This is a genomic window from Chitinophaga sp., assembly GCF_036569125.1.
GTDB lineage: Bacteria > Bacteroidota > Bacteroidia > Chitinophagales > Chitinophagaceae > Chitinophaga.
This window is the reverse complement of the sequence record NZ_DATCRF010000161.1, coordinates 1-20,409: the sequence shown is the minus strand read 5'-3', so window position 1 is coordinate 20,409 and position 20,409 is coordinate 1. Positions and strand designations below refer to the sequence as shown.

Genomic DNA, 20,409 nt, shown 5'->3' with positions numbered 1-20,409 from the left:
AGACCGGGGAGTGCAATATTGCAGCGAGGACTATATTGATCTGCTAAATGACAAGGAAGTAGCCATCAGTATGACAGAGAAAGGAGACCCTTATGAAAACGCAATAGCAGAACGGGTGAATGGCATTTTGAAATCAGAGTTTGACCTGGCCAGACAGTTTAATAGCTACGAAGAAGCAGCTGGCGCTGTAACAACAGCTATCCGGATCTACAATCAGCAACGGCCTCATGCCAGCTGTAATTACCTGACACCAGAGCAGGCAGCTACTCAAAATGGGACGCTACCAGCCCGATGGAAAAAAAGAGAAAAACCGGATTGTAAACCCAAATCAGGATTACCACCGGCTATTGTAAACTTCAAACAGGATTATTTAACCAAGGTGTAAACCTATTCCAGGACAAGACAGTCTCTTATAAGGGATAGCTTATAGATAGCTTAGATATGGCTTACATATGGCTTATATACGGCTTATCTGACAAATGGCGGGCATAAAGTGGACAAGTGTGCCACACCTTTGAGGTGTGGCACACATAAAAGCACACAAAAAAAAGGGAAGCCTTCCGACTTCCCTTTGTGAATATTGGGTGAATGATCAGTTATCTTTCTTAGGCGGCGGGGGCGGATAGGTTGCTTTGGGCTGCCCTTCTTTTTCTTTATCCTTTTCTTTCTGTTGTTCCTTTTCTTTTTCTGTTTCCTTCTTATCTTTTTCAGCCGGGGCAGGTTCTTCGCCGTACTGGCTTACATCAATATAATCGCTGGCGCTGCCGGAACCTACATCCTCCGCTTCTGCACCTGGTTTTACGTTGGAATCGTAGTTCAGGTAAATATCATTATTCAAAGTGGGCGGCATGGAGAACTGTGCCTTGGGATCTATTTTCAGCGTTTTATCTGCATACACCTTCTGGAAAAAGTAAGCCCATATAGGCAGGCCGGTATTGGCGCCCTGGCCGGCAGCAGTGGTATTAAAACGCAGGAAGTTGTTCTCACAACCTACCCAGGCGCCTGCCAGCAGCTGCGGGGTATAGCCCATAAACCAGCCATCGGTATTATCATTGGTAGTACCGGTTTTGCCGGCAATCTCACCTTCCATCTTATAACGGAAACGCATACGTGCACCGGTACCGCCGGGCCCTACTACGCCTTCCATCATCTTTACCATGGTGTAGGCTTCGTTCTCGCTGATCACTTCACGTTTTACCGGGGCAAAGGTTTCCAGTATGTTACCGTTACGGTCTTCTATGCGGGTAATATAAATAGGTTTGGTAATAATGCCGCGGGCCGGGAACATGGTGTAGGCCTGCAGCATTTCATACAGGGATATTTCCGGCGTACCCAGCGCAATGGAAGGGTAGGGCGGTATATCGCTGGTGAAACCTATTTTGTTCTTGGCAAAATCTGCAAATGCCCGTGCACCCAGCTGTTTGATCAGGTAGGCCGATACCAGGTTCAGGGAACGGGCCAGCGCGCCGGCCATGGTTATTTCCCCGCCTACGCTTCCTTCCGAGTTACGGGTCAGCGTCCAGTTGCCAATGGTAATAGGCTCATTGGGCAGCATGGTATTGGGCGACATGCCATTCATAATGGCAAAGCAATACAGAAAGGGCTTAAAGGTAGAACCTACCTGGCGGCGGGTTTTGGATACGTGATCGTTCTTGAAATAACGGAAATCCGGTCCGCCTACCCAGGCTTTTACCTCACCGCTTTCAGGATCCATGGCCATAAAGCCCGCCTGCAGTATGGCGCGCATATAACGGATGGAGTCCATGGGCGTCATCACCGTATCAATCTCATTCAGGTCTGGCTCAGAGGAGCTTCTCCAGGCAAACACCTTCATTTTGGTGGGGGTGTTAAACGCCTTTTTGATCTCATCGTCAGTAGCGTTAGCCTCTTTCATATCCAGGTAACGGTCTGATTCTTTTACGTAGCGGTCCAGGTACTTTTGCCAGTTCTTCCACACGCTGCCGGATTTAATGTTGCTTTGGGCAGCAAATACCTTCTGCAGGTCCGCGAGGTGCTTGGCCACCGCCTCCTCTGCATACAGCTGCATGCGGGGGTTGATGGTGGTGTATATTTTAAGGCCGTCGCGGTACAGGTTGTATTCAGAGCCGTCGGCTTTTTTATGTGCCTGGCACCAATCCTTCAGCTCATCGCGCAGCACTTCCCTGAAGTAGGGAGCAAGGCCCTTGTTATGATCTATTTTATTATAGCGCAGTACAATGGGGCGGCTTTGGGCGGCTTCTGCCTCTGCCTTGGTAATGTACCCGTTCTTCTCCATCTGGTCTATTACCGTATTACGGCGCAGGAGGGAGGCGGCCGGGTTACGGCGGGGGTTAAAGATGGTGTTACCTTTTAACATACCCACCAGGGTAGCTGCTTCCTCTATGGAAAGGTGGCCGGCATCTTTACTGAAAAAGGTGCGGGCGCCATTCTCAATACCATATACGTTATCGCCAAAGGCTACGGTGTTCAGGTACAGGGTAATGATCTCCTGTTTGGTGAAGTTGCGCTCCAGCTTAATGGCTATAAGCCACTCCTGCAGCTTCTGGAAACCACGTACTACCGGGTTGCTGGCGCGTTTTTTACCTGCATTATCGGATTGCAGGTTCAGGGCCAGCTGCTGGGTAATGGTGCTGGAACCACGTTTTTTCCCTACCATCAGGTAAAAGGGAATGGCAATGGTGCTGCGGGCATCAATACCGGAGTGGTCATAAAAGCGCTCATCTTCTGTAGCGATCAGGGCATTGATCACATTCTTGGAGATCTCGTTGTAATCAGAGCTGGAACGGTCTACCTGGTAATATTTTCCCAAAATGGTCCCGTCTTCTGCTATCACCCCGGAAGCTAAGGCTGCGCGCGGGTTTTCCAGCTCCTCCATGGAGGGCATATTGCCTATTACCCGGAAATTGATCAGTAACAACAGTAAGACAAAAACCCCCAACAGACCCAGTAACACGGTCCAGAGTATTTTTACGGATCGTTTCATCTGATAATATTATAAATAAATTAAGTGCAACAATCAGGCAAAACTATGAAAATTTGCCAGGATTTATGGGCTATTTAACAGTGCCTTAGGGAAATCAATGAATTACGAATTATTCAATTACGAATTACGAGTTAACCAGCGTCCCTATTTCCCACCATTGCAAAATAATAATAATCGATAAAGCCGACAATAATCCCCTGTCTGCCTCCATTCGTAATTTACCCTATTGTTGTGTAACATAGTTCTTATTAAAAAACTCCTGGTATCCCGGCAGGTCTTTGGTGCTGTTCAGCAATATGAAATTGTCCCTGGATATAATGAACATATTATAATCAGTGGGGCGTATGCGGGGAATAATATCTACAGGCGCCTTGGTGCGTACCTCGTCAAAATAATCCAGCGCTTTGTTCTCATCCGGGAACAGGCGGAACACCAGCATGATCTCATTGGGCGTTAGCACAAAGCTGCCTACCTCAATATGGTCTGCTGCGTGCCGGGCTGCATTGTAACGGGTAAATTTCTCCAGCGCTTCATCTATCAGCGCTTTATTGATCCGCTGGAAAGAGAGCACTACGAAATGCGGTACAGGTGTGTTCACCAGCTTATACGGCGTTACCGGCTTCATGGGCGGCGGTGGTGCAACCGTTACTTTATTAGCCACAGCTGGGTTTACCGGCTGGTTGGTCTTTAAGCCTACAGAATCTGTAAAGTTGGGTTTGGGTGTTTGCCAGGGGTAGCGGATGGAAACATCTTCATCTACCATGGCGCCGGCTTCCCGTTTCTGGATCTGCAGCTGGGCCAGGTAAGCTACCAGGTCCTTCTTATGGTTCAGCGCATCCAGCAGGGCCTGTGCCTGCTGCTGTACGGCACTGTCGCCGGGGTATTTGGCCAGTACTGCCTGTACGGCCTTTTTACCCAGGAACAGGCTGTCGGTGGCTGCATCGGTGGTATCTGTTTTTATAATGATCATGGCTTCCAGCAGGTCAAACTTGGGCTGCAGGTAGTTAAAGCCGTAAGCGGTATCGGCCTGGCGTTTTCTTTCCAGGGCCAGGTCGTACCGGCCGGTTTTGAAAGCGGTGTAGGCCGAATCATAGGCCATGGCTATGCCTTTCTTTTTATCGGCATCCACATCTTTCAGTGCGCCGTATTTAATAATATTGGCAAAGTTGGTGTTACCATACTGGGTCAGCATCATATCCTTGTACTTAGCGGCCAGCGCTTCATGGCCTTTCAGGCTGTTATGCCATACGTACAGGGAGTAAATAACCTCCGGTTTCTTGGGATGGTCGGGGTATTTAAGCAGCAGGCTGTCGTACGTTTCAATGGCCAGCTCTGTGGCGTCCAGCTTATCGTGGTAAAGTTTGCCAAGGTCAAACCAGGCATTCATTTGCAGTGACCTGGAGGAATCCATCTTCTCGGGCGTTAGCGGCAGGTCGGCCAGCAGCAGGCTGCTGTTCACACTATCTGCCGGTAAGGCTTTCAGCTTTTCGGCAGTGGTCATGTGGGCCGAATCGGTGCTAACCCCGGCTACGTCTATGTTATTATTATTGGTAAAGTTGGCTGCGGTGTTGGAGCTGCGGCGCCAGTTATCATCCAGCTTGCGGTTACCCCAGCGCCTTCTGAACTCTGAGTAGCCGGAGGATTTGCTGGCCTGGTTGTAAAAATACCAGTCGCCCTGGTCATTGCCCTGGTTATTGGCAGCGCCCGGGTTATTACGGCCGGTATTATTGCCAAAGGCATTATTGGCCAGCATACTGTTCTGGTTATTGCTGTTATTATCTGCTTCCTGCTGGGCTGCTTCTGCTTTGGCTTTTGCTTCAGCGGCCTTTTTAATATCGGCCACCATTTTATCCAGCAGGGTTTTGCGTTCTGCTTCGGGCAGGGCGGCAATGCGCTGCAGGCTGTCTTCCCGGTGTATTACGTTCACTTTCTCTGCCACATCGCCCAATACGGCTTTACGGGTGTTCACCACAGCAGCATCGGCAAAGTCGGGCGGCATTACGCTGGCGGTGCTGTCGTAATAGTTCTTGGCCAGCTGGTATTTGCGCTGTACGTAGTAAATATCTGCTACGAACATAAACGACAAAGATCTTTGTACGGGGTTTACAACAGGCTGGCTCAGGGATTTTTGTAAATAACCCAGGGCGGTTTCGGGGCTCTTGGGTGCTACCAGGGTAGCCATGGTATAATAAATCGCATCCCGGTAGGGGATGAAACGTTCTTTCTTTAACATGGTGCGCAGGGCGGCCAGGCTTTGTTCTATACCGGCATCCCCGTTCACGGTGTTCAGGCGGGCTATCTGCAGGCGGGCCTGCAGGTCCATCATGGGATCCGGCTTTTGTTTGATCACTTTGCGGAACATGTCCATGGCGGAATCAGGCTGCTGGTGCCGGGCATAGAGCTGGCCCAGTATAAACGACATGCGGGCGCGGCTTTCCTTGTTGTGCGAGGCGGTAATGGCCAGGCGCAGGGGGGCCATAGCCTCTCCATACATGCCCTGTTTGTAACGGCTGTAGGCGCGTACCTCTGCCAGCTCACCGTAAAGGCGGTGGGGAAAGTTAGGATCGGCTTCCAGTACATTCAGCAGGCTTTGTACCTCATCATACTCCTTTTCCTCCAGCAGGGTTTTGGCATTCCACAGAAAGGCATCGTTCCGCACCTTTTTGTGTTTAAAGCGGCCCAAAAGGCCTTTACGTTTTTCCCGGGTGGCAATGGAAATAACATCGTTGCGGGTAGATCCTATGACGGTATTGTAATCGGATTTATTCTTGGGCGCAAAGGCCAGGTTCATGTACTGGAAGGTTTTGCGGGCATTTTCCCAGTCGCTTTTATAAAAGTAGGCGCGGCCTATGAGCAGGTAACAATCATCTATCCATTTACCACGGGGATCGTGCAGCTGTATGCCTACGGAAGATTTCAGGATCACGGAATCCAGCTCTGTTTTGCTGAGGCCCAGGTCCTGCAGGCTGTAAGGGTAAAAGGGGAGCAGGTCGTTATAATTATCCAATCCCTGGCGGGCAATGTTTTTCACTACCGCATCCAGCTTAACTTTTGCGTGAAAGTAGTAGTTGTACCGCGTTACCATGTTCTGCATGAACCGGCGGTTCCAGGTAAACTTCTTTTCCGCCATCTTTTCGGAAGGCGTTCTCCGGTCCTGTACATGCGGCACAGGCGGCTTTCTTACAGGAGGTGCTGAGCGCCTGTTATTGGGCATTCTGGTAGAATCCTGTGTGCTGCGGGGCGATCTGCTCTGGGCATTCACCGCTATGGAACCCGTAATCAATAACACCAAACCAACAGCGCAGGGGAAAAAGAAGGATACTAAAAAAGGTCGATAGCGATTCATGGATGCCGGGTGTATAGGCTACTACTATAACTGTTTACGTGAAAATTTATTTTAAAGATAGGATAATATTTTTCTCGGCACGTATTCTTTCAGATTTACATATTACCTTTCACTTCTTATGATTTAATTGTTTAATTTTATCCGGAGTAAAGAGAGAGTAAACAAAATGGGTAAACAGCGCAATAAAAAAGGGAGGGACGGCCGCATTCATCATAAATACCGCCTGGTGATCATGAATGATGCTACCTATGATGAGGTGACCTCTTTTAAATTATCCCGTATGAGTGTGTATGTAGCGCTCAGCACCCTGTTTGTATTGCTGGTGGCTATTACAGTAGCTACCGTAGTATTTACGCCCCTGCGTTATTACATTCCCGGTTATGGAGATCTGAAACAAAGAAGGGAGTTCATTAAACTAAAAATGCGTACCGATTCGTTAGAGAATGCGATCATTGCCCGCGACCAGTACCTGAACAATATTAAGCAGGTGATAAACGGTGATTTTACCGGTAAGCTGGATACCACGATGATTAAAGTGCCTAAAGTGGATAACAGTACTTATTAGGTTAATTAATAATATTTATTTATCTTCAGTCCTATATATTGAAAAACCTCCTAAAAAAAATCTAAGATCCTATGTTTAACAGCAACAACCGCAACACTAAAGGCGAAAGCAAATCCATTCTGCCCTCTTCGAACGTGAACATTATTGGCAGTGGAACATCTATCCAGGGGGACATTGTCTGTGAAGGCGACATTCGTATTGACGGCCAGGTGAACGGCCTGGTATCTACCAAAGCAAAGATCGTAGTAGGGCCTGAGGGTGAAATTACGGGCGACCTGGTATGCCAGAGCGCAGATATCCTGGGCCGTGTAACCGGTATTATTAAAGTAGAGGAGCTGCTGTTCCTGAAAGCAAATGCACTGGTAAAAGGTGATGTGTACACCGCTCATTTTGAAATGGAGCCTACCGCTAAATTTAACGGCCGCTGTTACATGGAGCCGGATGAGGCGCCCGCTGCAAGCAGCAGAGAAGTAAACAATGGAAGATCCTTCGTTAAAGAAGAAGCCGCAACCGGAGAAGAAGCGTAATCGCAACGTACTGTTACGGTACGCCGGACTGGCTTTTCAGATGATGGCCACATTGGGGTTGGCAGTATTCGTTGGTTATAAACTTGACCAATGGATCGGGTGGTCATTTCCTATACTGATGATCATTTTTTCTTTACTGGCTTTAACCCTACTTTTGTGGCAAATTATTAAAGACACCCGGCGGAATGAGTGACCGTTTTTTAATTCGACTGATCGTAGTTTTTTCCATCCTGAATGGCGTTTTCTTTTTATTAAAGTCTCAGCTATTGAGCGCTGGTATGCACTATACGGTGCTGCTGGCGGGGAATGGGGTGCTGGCTGCCATCACCTGGGTTTCCTATGTGATGGCCCGTAAGGGGTTAGGGGCAGCCAACAACCAGGTTTTTGTGCGTATGGTATATGCTTCTACCATCAGTAAGCTGTTCCTGTGCATGATAGGCATTACCGTATATGTGCTGGTAAAAAAGCCGGATGTAAGCCGGGCTACTATTTTTACCTTAATGTTCCTGTACCTGGTATATACGGTGCTTGAAACACTGAGCCTGTACCAATTGCTTAAAAGAAAAACCTGACCCCGTTGTGAAGCAGGAGGCGCCCTTACATGCATTAGCTGCATACCTGCCGGAAGGTACCTTTGAGCCGGTAATGGCCTACATTACTGCGCATAGGGTGCATTTAACCGTTACCCGCGAACGCAAAAGCCTGCTGGGCGATTACCGCCACCCCGATAGCCGGGGCGGGCACCGCATCAGCGTAAACGGCAACCTGAATAAATACGCTTTTCTTATTACCCTGCTGCATGAGCTGGCCCACCTGGTTACGTATGAGCTGTATGCCAACCGCGTAGCCTCCCACGGGAAAGAATGGAAGCAGGAGTTTTCCAAAATACTCCAACAATTTGTAGGGAAGGATTTTTTGCCGGCCGATGTGGAAGCAGCAGTGCGGCAAAGTATGCACAACCCCGGCGCCAGCTCCTGTGCAGATGAAAATTTGATGCGGGTGCTGAAGAACTATGACCGGCGCAAAGAGCATTATTTTTTTGTAGAGCAGCTGCCCCTGCACCAGCTGTTTAAAACCAAAGACGGCCGCATTTTCCGCAAAGGAGAAAAGATCCGCAAGCGCTACCGCTGTGAGGAGGTGGATACCCGGCGCATTTACCTGTTTAGTCCTGTGTATGAAGTGGAGCTGGCAGGATAGGGGTCACTCATAACTGCTACTGTCATGGGTTATTTTTCCTGCTGTGTTTTAACTAAGTTGCGTGGAGTATCAATGATTTTTTCTCCCAATGTTTTTTGCATCAGCCAGATGGTGGATAAGGTAAAGTTATGTGTACCCCGCATCCATTTGCTTATTTCAGATTCTTTTTTACCTAATAATTCAGCAAGGTCTTTTTGTGACATACCTTTCTTTTTCAGGATAGCGGTTATCTGATCTATAATATCAAAGTTCCAGGATACCTCTTCCTGGATGTCCTGCGGAATATCGTTTAATGCCTGCTCAAAAATATTCTTACTCATAACAGTCTCCAATTTCAAAATGTAAATTTCCTTCCAGCTTTTTATTCACTTCCCGAAGCATTCTTTCTGCTGCCCTTTCATTTATTTGTTTCATTAATGCGTTCATCAGATCAAAATGAGGTTTGCAGTCTGGACTTGTTTGCACGAGGCGGGATGTTTTTATACCCCCATTACATAAGATCACAATATTCCTGGAATACCTGCCGCAATACAATCTTAAGCTGCCACTTTGATAGGGTGGAGGCAATGCTTCTCCATAGGTTTCACCTCTGAAGTAGGCAAGATCTGCACCCCTTTTTATGCCCATTTCTTTGATAACGGCCATTATTATATTAAAATCATGGCCATGCAGCTTGTGATCTTTAAAGCGTTGAATAAAGTTTTCCGTTTCTGTGTAGTCACTGCCTTCCTGCAAAAAGGAATAATAAGTGACCTTTTCCATTTCCTGCTGTAAAATTAGCCTTCCTTTATAGCACTTCACCTTTAAGTTAAGTTCAAAGTTACACAAATTAAATTAAAAACACCCCTCCCTTCGCGGCCAATATCACCGGCCACGGAAAGGGCTCGTTATTAAATTGCAGTGTATTTAGGAAAGTTATAATGGGTGCTTCCGGAGATGGGTTAAAAGCACCCTTAACAGCTAAGTTAAGTGAATCATGCATAAAAGCCGCCGCAGAACTAATTATTTGCTGCTTTCCTTCCAGCTTTTTAAGTATGAAGTGGAGCTGGCAGGATAGGCACAAATTGTTTTATTTTGCAACATGCCTGCCCCCGGAAATACACGCCCCATACCTTACCCGGATGTTATTTTCTTCCTGTTATTCATTCCCTGCATCAGCGCACTGAATTATTACCTCACTTACACACATATCAGGCTTAGCTGGCACACGGCCCTCACCTATACCCTGGATACGGTAGAAGGTTATGCTGCCTGGTGGGCCCTGCGATCCATTATTATATGGCTGGACCGTAAGCTGCCCTATGAAGGCGGCCCGTTGCGCAGAATAGTGATACAGTTCATACTTACCACCCTGGCAGGGCAGGCGGTTATTATCCTCAGCACAGAGCTAAGTAACTGGATAGCGAAGGATACGCCGGTGGTGATCAGCTTTTATACGTTCGATGTTTTTATTTTCCTCATCTGGTTCTTTGTGCTGAATGCTATTTATGTTGGCTGGTATTATTATTACCGTTTGCATCAATCCGAACAATTGCGGGCAGCGGAAAAGAAATTGCGGCAGGAGGGCATCCCCGTAAAACAGGGCAAACAGCACCTGCAGGTAGCTTTTGCAGATATAGCGGGTGTGTATGTGGAAGGAGAGTACGCCGTGCTGGTTACCACGCAGCGTAAAAAATACCTGCTGGATCAATCCCTGGATAAAGTAGAAAAGCTATTGCCGCCGGAGCTGTTCTTCCGCCTGAACCGGCAGTACATTTTACACCGGCATATGATCACCGGTTTTGAGCGGGCGGAGAATAGTAAGATCAATGTATTGGTATTGCCTTCCGATCATTTGCCGGGCAGCATACCCGTAAGCCGTACCAAGGCCCCTGCTTTTAAAGCCTGGCTGCAACCGGGCGGTTAAAGACCATCATTTCAACGGGAAAACTGCTACACTTCGGCGGGAAAGTGGCTGCCAGGGCTTGTTTGCAATTACACCCCACCGGTACTTTGCAAACAAAAACAACCGCATGAAACAAACTTTTTGTATCCTCATTTACCTGTTTGCCACCCTGAATAATGCACCTGCGCAAACGAAACATTTCTCCAAAGCAGATTCCTTGCAGGCTATTATGAACCGTTACACAGCGGCCGGCATACCCGGTGTTTCATTAGCCGTGTATACTGAGGCGGAAGGCTGGTGGGCCGGCGCTGCCGGTTATGCCAAAACGGAAACTAAAACGCCCATGAACACCCGCCACCTGCAATACATTCAAAGCGTTTCCAAAACCTATATGGCCGTGGTTATTCTAAAGCTGTATGAAGAAAAACGTATTCAGCTGGATGCGCCCATTACCCGGTATTTGCCACGGCAGTACAGCCGTTATATTCCGGGAGCGGAAAAGGTAACCGTACGTATGCTGCTTAGCCATACTTCCGGGGTACCCGAATACCAGACCCACCCCAGATACATATCCTGGGAATTGCTGCATCCCACCAGCATTTTCCCGATAGAAAAAGCTATTACTTTCCTGGAAGGGGAGCCTATGCAGTTTGCAGCGGGCAGCAAATACCTGTACACCAACACCAATTTTTTGCTGCTGGCCATGATAGTGGATGCCATTACCGGCGACCATGCAAAATATATGAGTGAAAAGATCTTTCGCCCGTTGCAGCTGCAGCAAACCTACTATCATCACGAACCGGGTTACCTGCATTATGCCAACCTGCCGGATTGCTACTGGGATGCGCTGGATTGCGGCCGCCCTGCCAACATTACGGAATTACAGCGTACAAGCGTAGCTGCTACCAAGGGGGATGATGGTATTGTATGCACCCCCACCGATGCCGTACATTTTTTGAAGGCCTTAATGGAGGGAAAACTTTTACACGATACTACTTTAGCCCTGATGCAGCATTGGGTGGATGACAGCAAAGGCCAGCACCGCTATGGTTTAGGCCTGGCCTATTACTCCCTGGAAGGGTTAACAGGGTACGGCCATGGCGGCGGCGGTATTGGCGCCGGTTGTATACTGCTGTATGTGCCTTCCAAAAAAACTTACCTGTTCCTGGGCTGTAACCTGGGCGTATTGGTAGCCGGCAAACTGCCTGAAAAAGCAGATGCGCTGAAGAATGAAGTGCTGGCCACTTTATTAATGGGCCAGTGAACCTTCTTCGGGTAATCCCTTTTCCTGCTCCATACGCTTTTCGTAGGCCAATTGCCGTAATTCCATTTTTTGTTTGCGGTGGATCTCAAATGCATGCTCATGTTCCTGCAGCAGATCATCATACGGGCCGCGGGGCGAGATGAGCTTTACAAATACCGGCGCACATTCTATGGCTATGAACAGCAGCATAATAAACCAGTTGGCCCAGCGTATAGGTGTGCTGCGGGCGGTAAGACGGCCAAGGGCATCCAGCCGGGAGGCCAGCCCGTCCAGCCGGCTGCGGAGCGGTATGCTGGCTTTCATGGCGCTATCTACGGATTGCAGCTGCTGCCGGTATTCGTTAATGCGTTGCTGGTTACGGATGGTAATGGCCTGCAGCTGTGCGGCGGCGGTATCTGCATCTGCTTTCTTGGCCTTGTAAATGGGGCCCAGGTTGCGGATGCGGGAGCCGCCGGTGCCGTCGGCCTCCTGCTGCGCCAGTAATGCCAGGGTATCCCTGCGGGCGGCCTGCCGGCTGATCTCTGCATTCAGCAGCGCAATGTTGGCCTTTAGCTCATTAATGCGGGCCTGGTAGCGTACCTGCACCTGGTCTTCCTGGGTTTTGAACACCTGCTGTTCCATGGTGATCAGCTCTGCCTGGATCTCTTTATCAAATATTTTCAGCTCCAGTGGTTTGGAGATCACCACGGCTATTAATATGGCCAGCACCAGCCGGGGCAGGGCCATGCGGAACTCCAGCCAGAAATTATCACGCTTTTTCATGCTGGCCACAATGTAGCGGTCCAGGTTAAAGATCATGAGGCCCCACAGCAGGCCAAATAACAGCGTGGCCCACAGCTCATTGAAAACGGTCCATAAAGCATACCCGGCAGAAATAGCGGCCAGCACACCGGTGAAAAAGATGGTGCCCCCGATACCGGCGTATTTATTGGTTTCAACCGGCGCCCGTTTTAACATAGGCACATGCGCTCCTGCGCAGAATAAAAAGAAAGCTCTTAAACGTTGCATTACTCAGACTTTAAAAAGGTGCAAAAGTCCGCCTCCCTGCGGATAGGCAGGGTATATAAAAGGATGGACTGCGAAGGTAGGGAAATTAATTACGAATTATTTAATTACGAATTGGGTGGTGCGGGGTATTAGTAGTCCGGAAAAAGGGGAGAGGTTAGTTATGAATTGGTATTTCGGATGGAACATGTCCTTCGCTGAATGGAGTTTTACCTGGTGGAAATAATAGCGGTATTAAGGTAATGAGGGATTGAGATGGGGATTGTGTGGAAGGGAAAATAAAAACCTGGCCATAAAAAAATTACGAATTACAAACCGGTCAAATCGCTCTGATCCATTCGTAATTCGTAATTAAATAATTCGTAATTATATCTTACGCACTAACGGCTTTATTTACCAGTGCAGCAGCTTCGCTCAACAAAATAGCAGATTGTACTTTCAAACCGCTTTCTTCTATCAGCTTTTTAGCTTCTTCTGCGTTGGTACCCTGCAGGCGCACAATAATGGGTACGGTAATGTTACCAATTGACTGGTAAGCATCAATTACACCCTGTGCCACACGGTCGCAGCGAACAATACCGCCAAAGATATTGATCAGGATAGCCTTTACCTTAGGATCTTTCAGGATAATGCGGAAACCGGCTTCCACTGTCTGGGCATTGGCAGTACCGCCTACGTCCAGGAAGTTGGCGGGCTCGCCACCGCTTAATTTGATCATATCCATGGTTGCCATGGCCAGGCCGGCGCCATTCACCATACAGCCTACGTTACCGTCCAGCTTTACAAAGTTCAGGTTGAATTTGCTGGCTTCTACTTCGGTCGGGTCTTCTTCGGTGATATCGCGCAGCCCTTCCAGCTCAGGATGGCGCATAAGGGCGTTATCGTCCAGGATCATTTTACAATCCACTGCAATGATCTTTTCATCGCTGGTTTTAAACAGGGGGTTAATTTCCACCTGGCTGGCGTCCAAACCTACATATGCGTTATACAGGCTGGTCACAAATTTCACCATGTTCTTGAAGGCCTCGCCGCTTAAACCGAAGTTAAAAGCAATTTTGCGGGCCTGGAAAGGTTGCAGCGGGCCGCCGGGGAATACCCACTCCTTAAATATCTTATCAGGCGTTTTGTGCGCCACTTCTTCTATATCCATACCCCCTTCGGTGGAGTAGATGATCACGTTCTGGCCTGTAGCGCGGTCCAGCAGTATGGACAGGTACAGCTCCTTAACAGGGTTGGGGCCTGGATAATAAACATCCTGCGCCACCAGCACCTTATTCACCAGCTTACCGGCAGGACCTGTTTGTATGGTTACCAGTACGCCGCCCAGTATATTACCGGCAATGGTCTTTATGTCTTCTGAATTTTTACCCACTTTAACACCGTTCTGCTCTGTACCGCGGATCTTTCCTTTACCGCGTCCGCCGGCATGGATCTGCGCTTTTACAACCGCAAACTCATTCCCAAATTGCACTTTCAGCTGCTTGTATGCTTCAGCGGCTGCCTCTGGCGTATCTACCGGAATACCCTCCTGGACCGGTACATTATATTTCTTCAACAGTTCTTTAGCCTGGTATTCATGTAAATTCATCAGTCAAAAATTTGGCGCTAAAATAGGGCATTATGATTTAAATATAAAACCACCGCGTTTGTGAATTTAAAAATAACTTTGCGCGCAAGAAAAGTAACCCGTTCTGACCGGTTGGCAGCAGAAAGTGTTTTTCCGCTGCCGGCTAAGCCTTAAACGTTCGTTACTAACAACTTACCGTAAATGAGTGACCTATTACAACAAATAGCGGCTGCTAAACAGTATATACAGGGCTTTTCCGCCACCCCTCCGCTGGCAGGTATTATCCTGGGCAGTGGCCTGGGCGGGCTGGTTGAAGATATTACCGACCGTATAGAGATCCCTTATGCTGATATTCCCCATTTTCCCGAATCTACGGTAGAAGGGCACCGGGGCCGGTTAATACTGGGCAATATGCAGGGCCGCCCGGTAGTGGCTATGGCCGGCCGCTTCCATTATTATGAAGGGTTTTCCATGCAGCAGGTTACTTTCCCGGTAAGGGTAATGCAGGCGCTGGGCGTGCAAACCCTGCTGGTTTCCAATGCTGCCGGTGGTATGAATACCGCTTTTAAGGTAGGTGATCTCATGATCATCCGCGACCATATTAATCTGCAGCCGGAACATCCGCTGCGCGGGCGTAACCTGGATACCCTGGGTCCCCGGTTCCCGGATATGAGCGAACCCTATGCAAAAACCCTCATCAGCAAAGCAAAGGAAATTGCCGCCGCCAACAATATACCGGTACACACCGGCGTATATGTAGGCGTGCAGGGCCCTACTTTTGAAACCAGGGCCGAGTATAAGTTCATGCACATTATTGGTGGCGATGCCGTGGGTATGAGCACCGTACCGGAAGTGATAGTAGCCGTTCATGCAGGATTGAAGGTATTTGCCATGAGCGTGATCACGGACCTGGGTATACGGGAAGAGGATAATGTGATCACCCATGAAGAGGTGCTGCAGGCCGCTGCTGAAGCGGCGCCCAAATTAACGCGTATCTTCAGGGAATTAATACAATCACTTTAGACACATATAGCTCCACAATATTATTATTGGAATGAGGCATTTTTTCATCATACTGGCATTGCTGATAGTAAGCGTAAGTGGAGTAATGGCCCAATTTAACACCGGCAGTTTTGGTAACTACGGCTCCGGCGGCGGCACCATGCAGCGGGATACCTCCCAGCGTAACCTGGGGCCGGATACCATTACCATTAAATACCATTTCCTGAACGACCCCGTGGACAGGCGCCTGGATTCATCTGTAATAGACTTTAACGCCAACTACCTGCAGATACCCGCCAGCTACATGACCCTGGGCAATAACGGGAATGCCGCCCGCAACCTTATTTACACGCCCCGCATGCAGGCTGGTTTTGATGAAGGTTTTCATGCCTACGATGTGTATCAGTACACACACGAAAATGCCCGCTTTTATAATACCACCCGCCCTTACTCTGAGCTGCAATACCTGGTAGGGGCCCAGCAGGAGCAGATCATAGGCGTATCTCACACACAGAACCGGAATGAGAACTTTAATTTTGCATTCGACTACCGCAAGATCAACTCGCCCGGTTATTTCCGTACGCAGAACACGAACCACGATAGCTACCGTGTAACCGCCAATTACAACAGCCAGAACAAGCGGTACCATGTAAACGTGAGCTATTATTATAACAAGATCAATGGGGGAGAGAATGGCGGCATCTTTGGCCAGGCCGGTACTGCTGCCGATACCCTGGACCTCAGCAAGTATAAATCAAGAAAAACTATTAACGTAAACCTGGGCAACCAGGATATTCCCGCCTATTCCTTCTTCGGTACCTCCATTGCGGTAAAATCATCTTACCGCCAGTCAGGCCTGTTGATACAGCAGCAGTACGACTGGGGCAAGGGGGATACCATACACGTGAACGACACTACGCAGTATTACAAATTTGATCCCGTGTTCCGGGTGCAGTATACCTTTAAAACACAGGGCAATACTTTTATGTATACTGATAATGATCCGAGTGATACTTATTACACGCAGCATTATGGGATAGCTTTCCGGCAAGGCGATACTATTACTGCACGGCAGCAGTGGCGCACCCTTTCCAATGACCTGTCGCTGGTACAGTTCCCGGTACGGGGCAATCTGGCGCACTTTATAAACCTGGGCGCCCGCTTTGACCATACTACCGGCAATTTCCTGGATGATGTGAAACAGAGCTTCAATAACCTGGCCCTGCACGGGGAGTACCGCAATAAAACGAAGAACGACCTGTGGGATTTTTCTGCCAAAGGCGAGCTGTATGCGCTGGGCCGCAATGTGGGTGATTACAGCGTAAGCGGTATGCTAAGCCGCTACCTGAACAAAACACTGGGCAATGTAAGCCTGCTGTTCCGCAATGTGAACCGGGAGCCTTCCTATGTATACAAATTCTTCAGCTATAGCCGGGATAGCTGGTACAATGGCGGCCTGGGTAAGGAAAACATCACCCAGCTGCAGTTTGCAGCCGATAATAAACAGCTGAAGTATAACCTGGCGGTGAACTATTTTATTTTCACCAACTACACTTATTTCGACAGCTATATGCAAAGCGCCCAGTCCAGCGGGTTGTTTAACCTGCTGCAGGTAGTGCTGAGCAAACATTTCCGGTATAAGCACTGGAACTGGTATATGGATTTTGCTTTTCAGCAGGTGCATGGCAATGGCCCCCTGAATGTGCCCTCCATCTGGACGCGCCACCGCATTGCATACGAGAACCGCATTTTCAGTAACCTGAACCTGATGACCGGTATTGAAGCCCGTTATAACACAGAATATTATGCGGATGATTACTCGCCGGTGCCCGGCCAGTTTGTGTATCAGAATACACAAAAGGTGCGGTACTATCTTCCGGACCTGACCGCTTTCCTGCACTTCCGCATTAAATCACTCTCTGCCTACATCCGCGCAGAGAACCTGAATACCTTCCTGAAGATGAATAATTTTTCAGCGCCTATGTACCCGTATAATAATTTCGGGATCCGCGTAGGGCTGCGGTGGTGGTTTGTAAATTAATGTGCGGGCGATCTTCTGATATACCCTTTTCTTCGTATATTCATGATGTCTAAGGATCCCAAACTAAAACCAACCCCATTACCAACCGTTGGCTTAACTTTTGTTAAGATTTTGTTGATAGTGGTTATAAACAAAATTTTATCATATGAAGGCATTTACAATTAAACACAATGCAAACCGGTACGACGTACTTCCCCTGAATGGCCATGCTCATCGCTACAAAGTAAATGTAAATGGCTTCGATGTTATTTATGAACCGGATATGGATGGTTACCTTCGCCCGGAAGTAACCGGCGGTTACAACGCCAACATGGCGCTTTTACTGGATCTGGCCGACCGCATTCAGGAAACAGAGCTCAGGTAGCACAGCAAATATGTGCTACCTTTGTACCTGCCATGCAAACTTTTGAATTACACATTAAGAATATGGTATGCCCCCGCTGTGTGAAGGTGGTGCATACCATACTGGAAAAAGAGGGGTTGCCAGTGCAGGAGGTACAGCTGGGTAAAGCGGTATTAGCCGCCGCGCCGGATGCTGCCCAGCTGCAATCGATTACTGCTGCTTTAGCGCAGGAAGGCCTGCCCCTGGTAGATGATAAAAAGCAGCAGCTGGTAGAAGCCATTAAGAACATTCTTATTACAACCATCCATCATTCCCCGCTGTTTGAATTAAGAGAAAATTTCTCCACCTTACTCTCTGCCCGTTTACATAAAGATTATCATTACCTCAGCAGCCTGTTCTCAGAAATTGAGCAGATCACTATTGAGCAATATATTATTCAGCAGAAGATAGAAAGGGTAAAAGAGCTGCTGATGTATGATGAGCTGAACCTGAGCGAAATAGCCGGGCAAATGGGTTATAGCAGTGTAGCGCACCTTTCGGGGCAGTTTAAAAAAGTAACCGGGCTTACCCCCAGCCAGTTCAAACAATTAAAAGAGCAGAAGCGCCGCCCGCTGGATGCTATTTAACAGGAATAATATGAAACACACCATTATCAGTATATTACGTTTTGTGCAGTCGCTTTTTGTGAAGAAGAATTGCTGTAAGTAAAACAGGGGCAGGGGCTTAGCCTTATTTTGCACTTCCTAACTGCTGCTTTTATCAGAGGGCCAGTTTTTTCCTTGTCTTTCACCGGATAATTTACGTATTTCACCCCCCAATTTTGCACGCTCCCTGGAAAATCCCAGCACAGTATTTGCAAATCTTTAATTTTAAAATATCACAAGAGAGCCTGTTTTCCCAATGAGAGGTAATAATCGTTTATTTTACTTGTTAGCTGTAACTGTTTGTTTACTGGCAGCGTGCCGCCACAAAGCCCCGAAAGAACGTGTGATCGTTCGGGATCTTAAAGAGCTGCACGAAGCTATAACCCTGAATATTGCAGACCGCCTTGACTATATGGCGGAGAACAAGGGGCTAATGGAGGATAGCGTGCCGGGTATGACCACCGCCCTTCAATACTTTTACCAGCAACATCAGAATGCCCCGCAATGGTCAGACAGCGGGGTGGCCAGCGCTAATGCAGATGCTATGTTGTACCTGGTGCAACATGCTATGGACGAGGGCTTGCTGCCATCTCAATACCATGCAGCGCAGCTTACCGGCATTATGCAAACATTTAAGAACGGTGAAGAATCAAAGAAAGATGCAGCGCAGTGGGCAAAGATGGATGTTATGTTATCGGACGCTTTTATGAAAATGGCCACCCACCTGCACTTTGGTGTGGCGCCGCGCGACAGCATTACCCTGCGCAAAGATTCTACCTTTTCAGATACAGTGCTGACCACACTCTTACAAAATGCATTACAGCAGAAAAATATTGCAGCCGTATTAGGCAGCCTGGAACCTTCGCACGAAGGGTATGTAGCGCTGAAAAAGGGCCTGCTTAACTTCCGCAAAACCTATGGCAGCAAACACTGGAACGCTATACCGGAGAACTATACAGATACCCTTGCCTTTAAACAGCTGCTGCTAAACCGGCTGGTGCAGGGCGGTTTTGTTGATACCACCGGCCACCCGGGCGATACTTCCTTATTGAAAGATGGTATTAAAGCATTTCAAAAGGCATTTAATTTATACCCGGATGGGGTAGCAGGTAAAAAAACGCGCGAAATGCTGAACCGCTCCCTCCACGACTGGGAAGTGCAGGTGGCCCTGAACCTGGACCGCTGGCGCAAGCTGCCGGATACCCTGCCCAAACGTTATATCATGGTGAATGTGCCGGCCTTTGAGCTGCAGGTAATGGATAGCGGGGCGGTAGCCCTGCAATCACGGGTAATAGTGGGTACGCCTAAAACCCGTACGCCTTTGCTTAATTCGCGCATGGCCAACTTTGTAATGTACCCTTACTGGCGCGTGCCTTACAGCATTGTGTTTAAGGAAATGCTGCCGGCTATACGAAAAGATGTGAATTACCTGGCCAGCAAGAACCTGGAAGTAATAGATAAGGATGGCAATGCAGTAGACCCTACCACTATTGACTGGATGCAGCTGCACCGGGGCCATTTCCCGTATGTATTGCGGCAGATGGATGGGGAGGATAATTCACTGGGCATCATGAAATTTAATTTCATGAACAAGTACAGCGTGTACCTGCATGATACCAATAACCGCGGCCTGTTCCGCAATTCCTTCCGTGCGTTAAGCCATGGCTGTGTACGCGTGCAGCAGTGGGATAGCCTGGCAATGTACCTGATAAAAGACGATACTTCTTATAAGAATACCCTGCGGGATAGTGTACGTACCTGGCTGGCCATGCAGGAAAAGAAACAGATCCCTGTTAGCCGCATACCTATTTACATCCGCTATTTTACCGCCGGCGTGCAGGATGATCACCTGCTTTTTTACGATGATATTTATGGAGAGGATAAGGTGCTGAGGAAGAAGATAGGGTATTAAAAACAAATGTCCTGCACCTTGCGGTACAGGACATTTTATAGTGTTGAACCAATGCGTTCAATTATTTCTTCAGTTTAGCTTTCAGAGCAGTGTTCAGCTCTTCCAGGAACTCTTCTGTATACAGGTAG

Annotated in this window: 19 protein-coding genes; 13 read left to right on the top strand and 6 right to left on the bottom strand. The window is 48.3% G+C overall.

Going from position 1 to position 20,409, the window contains the following annotated elements; all coding sequences use genetic code 11:
• Window positions 1–385, top strand: a 385-nt coding sequence (locus VIM87_RS05825; RefSeq protein WP_331996071.1) for an integrase core domain-containing protein, incomplete at its 5' end; no start/stop codon positions are given.
• A gap of 207 nt (window positions 386–592) precedes the next feature.
• Here VIM87_RS05825 and VIM87_RS05820 read toward each other — a convergent pair.
• Together VIM87_RS05820 and VIM87_RS05815 are read right to left on the bottom strand one after the other, a co-directional pair.
• Complete coding sequence (locus VIM87_RS05820; RefSeq protein WP_331996070.1) at window positions 593–2,983, bottom strand: penicillin-binding protein 1A; 2,391 nt, start codon at window positions 2,981–2,983, stop codon at window positions 593–595.
• Window positions 2,984–3,206: 223 nt separating this feature from the next.
• On the bottom strand, window positions 3,207–6,329 hold the full coding sequence (locus tag VIM87_RS05815) for a tetratricopeptide repeat protein (protein ID WP_331996069.1): 3,123 nt from the start codon (window positions 6,327–6,329) through the stop codon (window positions 3,207–3,209).
• A gap of 166 nt (window positions 6,330–6,495) precedes the next feature.
• On the opposite strand from VIM87_RS05815, the gene VIM87_RS05810 reads away from it, so the two are divergent.
• The 5 genes from VIM87_RS05810 (at window position 6,496) to VIM87_RS05795 (ending at window position 8,618) form a co-directional block, all read left to right on the top strand.
• A complete protein-coding gene (locus VIM87_RS05810; protein WP_089921168.1) occupies window positions 6,496–6,894 on the top strand; it encodes a hypothetical protein in 399 nt (132 codons plus the stop codon).
• Window positions 6,895–6,965: 71 nt separating this feature from the next.
• Entirely contained in the window at window positions 6,966–7,421 is a 456-nt protein-coding gene (locus VIM87_RS05805; RefSeq protein WP_331996068.1) for a polymer-forming cytoskeletal protein, read from the top strand.
• A complete protein-coding gene (locus VIM87_RS31395) occupies window positions 7,372–7,614 on the top strand; it encodes an AtpZ/AtpI family protein (RefSeq protein WP_414649597.1) in 243 nt (80 codons plus the stop codon). The genes VIM87_RS05805 and VIM87_RS31395 overlap by 50 nt, the downstream gene beginning before the upstream one ends.
• A complete protein-coding gene (locus VIM87_RS05800; protein ID WP_331996067.1) occupies window positions 7,607–7,993 on the top strand; it encodes a hypothetical protein in 387 nt (128 codons plus the stop codon). The genes VIM87_RS31395 and VIM87_RS05800 overlap by 8 nt, the downstream gene beginning before the upstream one ends.
• A 7-nt stretch (window positions 7,994–8,000) precedes the next feature.
• The gene (locus VIM87_RS05795; protein ID WP_331996066.1) at window positions 8,001–8,618 is read left to right on the top strand and encodes a SprT-like domain-containing protein; all 618 of its coding nucleotides are present in this window, start codon (window positions 8,001–8,003) and stop codon (window positions 8,616–8,618) included.
• Window positions 8,619–8,647: 29 nt separating this feature from the next.
• On the opposite strand, the gene VIM87_RS05790 is transcribed toward VIM87_RS05795, so the two are convergent.
• Both VIM87_RS05790 and VIM87_RS05785 read right to left on the bottom strand, forming a co-directional pair.
• Window positions 8,648–8,938: a helix-turn-helix transcriptional regulator gene (locus tag VIM87_RS05790; RefSeq protein WP_331996065.1), complete on the bottom strand. Its 291-nt coding sequence runs from the start codon at window positions 8,936–8,938 to the stop codon at window positions 8,648–8,650.
• Window positions 8,931–9,353, bottom strand: a complete 423-nt coding sequence (locus tag VIM87_RS05785; protein ID WP_331996064.1) for a hypothetical protein — start codon at window positions 9,351–9,353, stop codon at window positions 8,931–8,933. The genes VIM87_RS05790 and VIM87_RS05785 overlap by 8 nt, the downstream gene beginning before the upstream one ends.
• Window positions 9,354–9,699: 346 nt before the next feature.
• Between VIM87_RS05785 and VIM87_RS05780 the strand changes: the two genes are divergently transcribed.
• Both VIM87_RS05780 and VIM87_RS05775 read left to right on the top strand, forming a co-directional pair.
• A complete protein-coding gene (locus tag VIM87_RS05780; protein WP_331996063.1) occupies window positions 9,700–10,524 on the top strand; it encodes a LytR/AlgR family response regulator transcription factor in 825 nt (274 codons plus the stop codon).
• Between the two features lie 106 nt (window positions 10,525–10,630).
• Window positions 10,631–11,767 (top strand): serine hydrolase domain-containing protein, encoded by a 1,137-nt coding sequence (locus tag VIM87_RS05775; RefSeq protein WP_331996062.1) that lies wholly within the window; start codon window positions 10,631–10,633, stop codon window positions 11,765–11,767.
• Here the strand turns inward: VIM87_RS05775 and VIM87_RS05770 are convergent.
• Together VIM87_RS05770 and sucC are read right to left on the bottom strand one after the other, a co-directional pair.
• A complete protein-coding gene (locus VIM87_RS05770; protein ID WP_331996061.1) occupies window positions 11,753–12,775 on the bottom strand; it encodes a DUF4407 domain-containing protein in 1,023 nt (340 codons plus the stop codon). The genes VIM87_RS05775 and VIM87_RS05770 overlap by 15 nt on opposite strands.
• Window positions 12,776–13,145: 370 nt before the next feature.
• Window positions 13,146–14,360 (bottom strand): ADP-forming succinate--CoA ligase subunit beta, encoded by a 1,215-nt coding sequence (gene sucC / locus VIM87_RS05765; protein ID WP_331996060.1) that lies wholly within the window; start codon window positions 14,358–14,360, stop codon window positions 13,146–13,148.
• 180 nt (window positions 14,361–14,540) lie between these two features.
• On the opposite strand from sucC, the gene VIM87_RS05760 reads away from it, so the two are divergent.
• The 5 genes from VIM87_RS05760 to VIM87_RS05740 all read left to right on the top strand — a co-directional run bounded on the left by VIM87_RS05760 (window position 14,541) and on the right by VIM87_RS05740 (window position 20,281).
• Complete coding sequence (locus tag VIM87_RS05760) at window positions 14,541–15,362, top strand: purine-nucleoside phosphorylase (RefSeq protein WP_331996059.1); 822 nt, start codon at window positions 14,541–14,543, stop codon at window positions 15,360–15,362.
• A 31-nt stretch (window positions 15,363–15,393) separates the two neighbouring features.
• Window positions 15,394–17,382, top strand: coding sequence for a putative porin (locus VIM87_RS05755; RefSeq protein WP_331996058.1), 1,989 nt, complete (start codon window positions 15,394–15,396; stop codon window positions 17,380–17,382).
• 145 nt (window positions 17,383–17,527) lie between these two features.
• Window positions 17,528–17,746: a hypothetical protein gene (locus tag VIM87_RS05750; protein ID WP_331996057.1), complete on the top strand. Its 219-nt coding sequence runs from the start codon at window positions 17,528–17,530 to the stop codon at window positions 17,744–17,746.
• A 32-nt stretch (window positions 17,747–17,778) separates the two neighbouring features.
• A complete protein-coding gene (locus tag VIM87_RS05745) occupies window positions 17,779–18,351 on the top strand; it encodes an AraC family transcriptional regulator (protein ID WP_331996056.1) in 573 nt (190 codons plus the stop codon).
• Window positions 18,352–18,652: 301 nt separating this feature from the next.
• Complete coding sequence (locus VIM87_RS05740; protein WP_331996055.1) at window positions 18,653–20,281, top strand: L,D-transpeptidase family protein; 1,629 nt, start codon at window positions 18,653–18,655, stop codon at window positions 20,279–20,281.
• Window positions 20,282–20,409: the final 128 nt, after the last annotated feature.

Excerpts from the sequence above, each read along its gene's own strand:
- VIM87_RS05755 (WP_331996058.1), top strand. The coding sequence starts at position 15,394 with ATGAGGCATTTTTTCATCATACTGGCATTGCTGATAGTAAGCGTAAGT.
- VIM87_RS05750 (WP_331996057.1), top strand. The coding sequence starts at position 17,528 with ATGAAGGCATTTACAATTAAACACAATGCAAACCGGTACGACGTACTT.
- VIM87_RS05790 (WP_331996065.1), bottom strand. The coding sequence starts at position 8,938 with ATGAGTAAGAATATTTTTGAGCAGGCATTAAACGATATTCCGCAGGAC.
- VIM87_RS05770 (WP_331996061.1), bottom strand. The coding sequence starts at position 12,775 with ATGCAACGTTTAAGAGCTTTCTTTTTATTCTGCGCAGGAGCGCATGTG.
- VIM87_RS05760 (WP_331996059.1), top strand. The coding sequence starts at position 14,541 with ATGAGTGACCTATTACAACAAATAGCGGCTGCTAAACAGTATATACAG.
- VIM87_RS05815 (WP_331996069.1), bottom strand. The coding sequence starts at position 6,329 with ATGAATCGCTATCGACCTTTTTTAGTATCCTTCTTTTTCCCCTGCGCT.
- VIM87_RS05820 (WP_331996070.1), bottom strand. The coding sequence starts at position 2,983 with ATGAAACGATCCGTAAAAATACTCTGGACCGTGTTACTGGGTCTGTTG.
- VIM87_RS05780 (WP_331996063.1), top strand. The coding sequence starts at position 9,700 with ATGCCTGCCCCCGGAAATACACGCCCCATACCTTACCCGGATGTTATT.
- VIM87_RS05745 (WP_331996056.1), top strand. The coding sequence starts at position 17,779 with ATGCAAACTTTTGAATTACACATTAAGAATATGGTATGCCCCCGCTGT.
- VIM87_RS05805 (WP_331996068.1), top strand. The coding sequence starts at position 6,966 with ATGTTTAACAGCAACAACCGCAACACTAAAGGCGAAAGCAAATCCATT.
- VIM87_RS05800 (WP_331996067.1), top strand. The coding sequence starts at position 7,607 with ATGAGTGACCGTTTTTTAATTCGACTGATCGTAGTTTTTTCCATCCTG.
- sucC (WP_331996060.1), bottom strand. The coding sequence starts at position 14,360 with ATGAATTTACATGAATACCAGGCTAAAGAACTGTTGAAGAAATATAAT.
- VIM87_RS05810 (WP_089921168.1), top strand. The coding sequence starts at position 6,496 with ATGGGTAAACAGCGCAATAAAAAAGGGAGGGACGGCCGCATTCATCAT.
- VIM87_RS31395 (WP_414649597.1), top strand. The coding sequence starts at position 7,372 with ATGGAAGATCCTTCGTTAAAGAAGAAGCCGCAACCGGAGAAGAAGCGT.
- VIM87_RS05775 (WP_331996062.1), top strand. The coding sequence starts at position 10,631 with ATGAAACAAACTTTTTGTATCCTCATTTACCTGTTTGCCACCCTGAAT.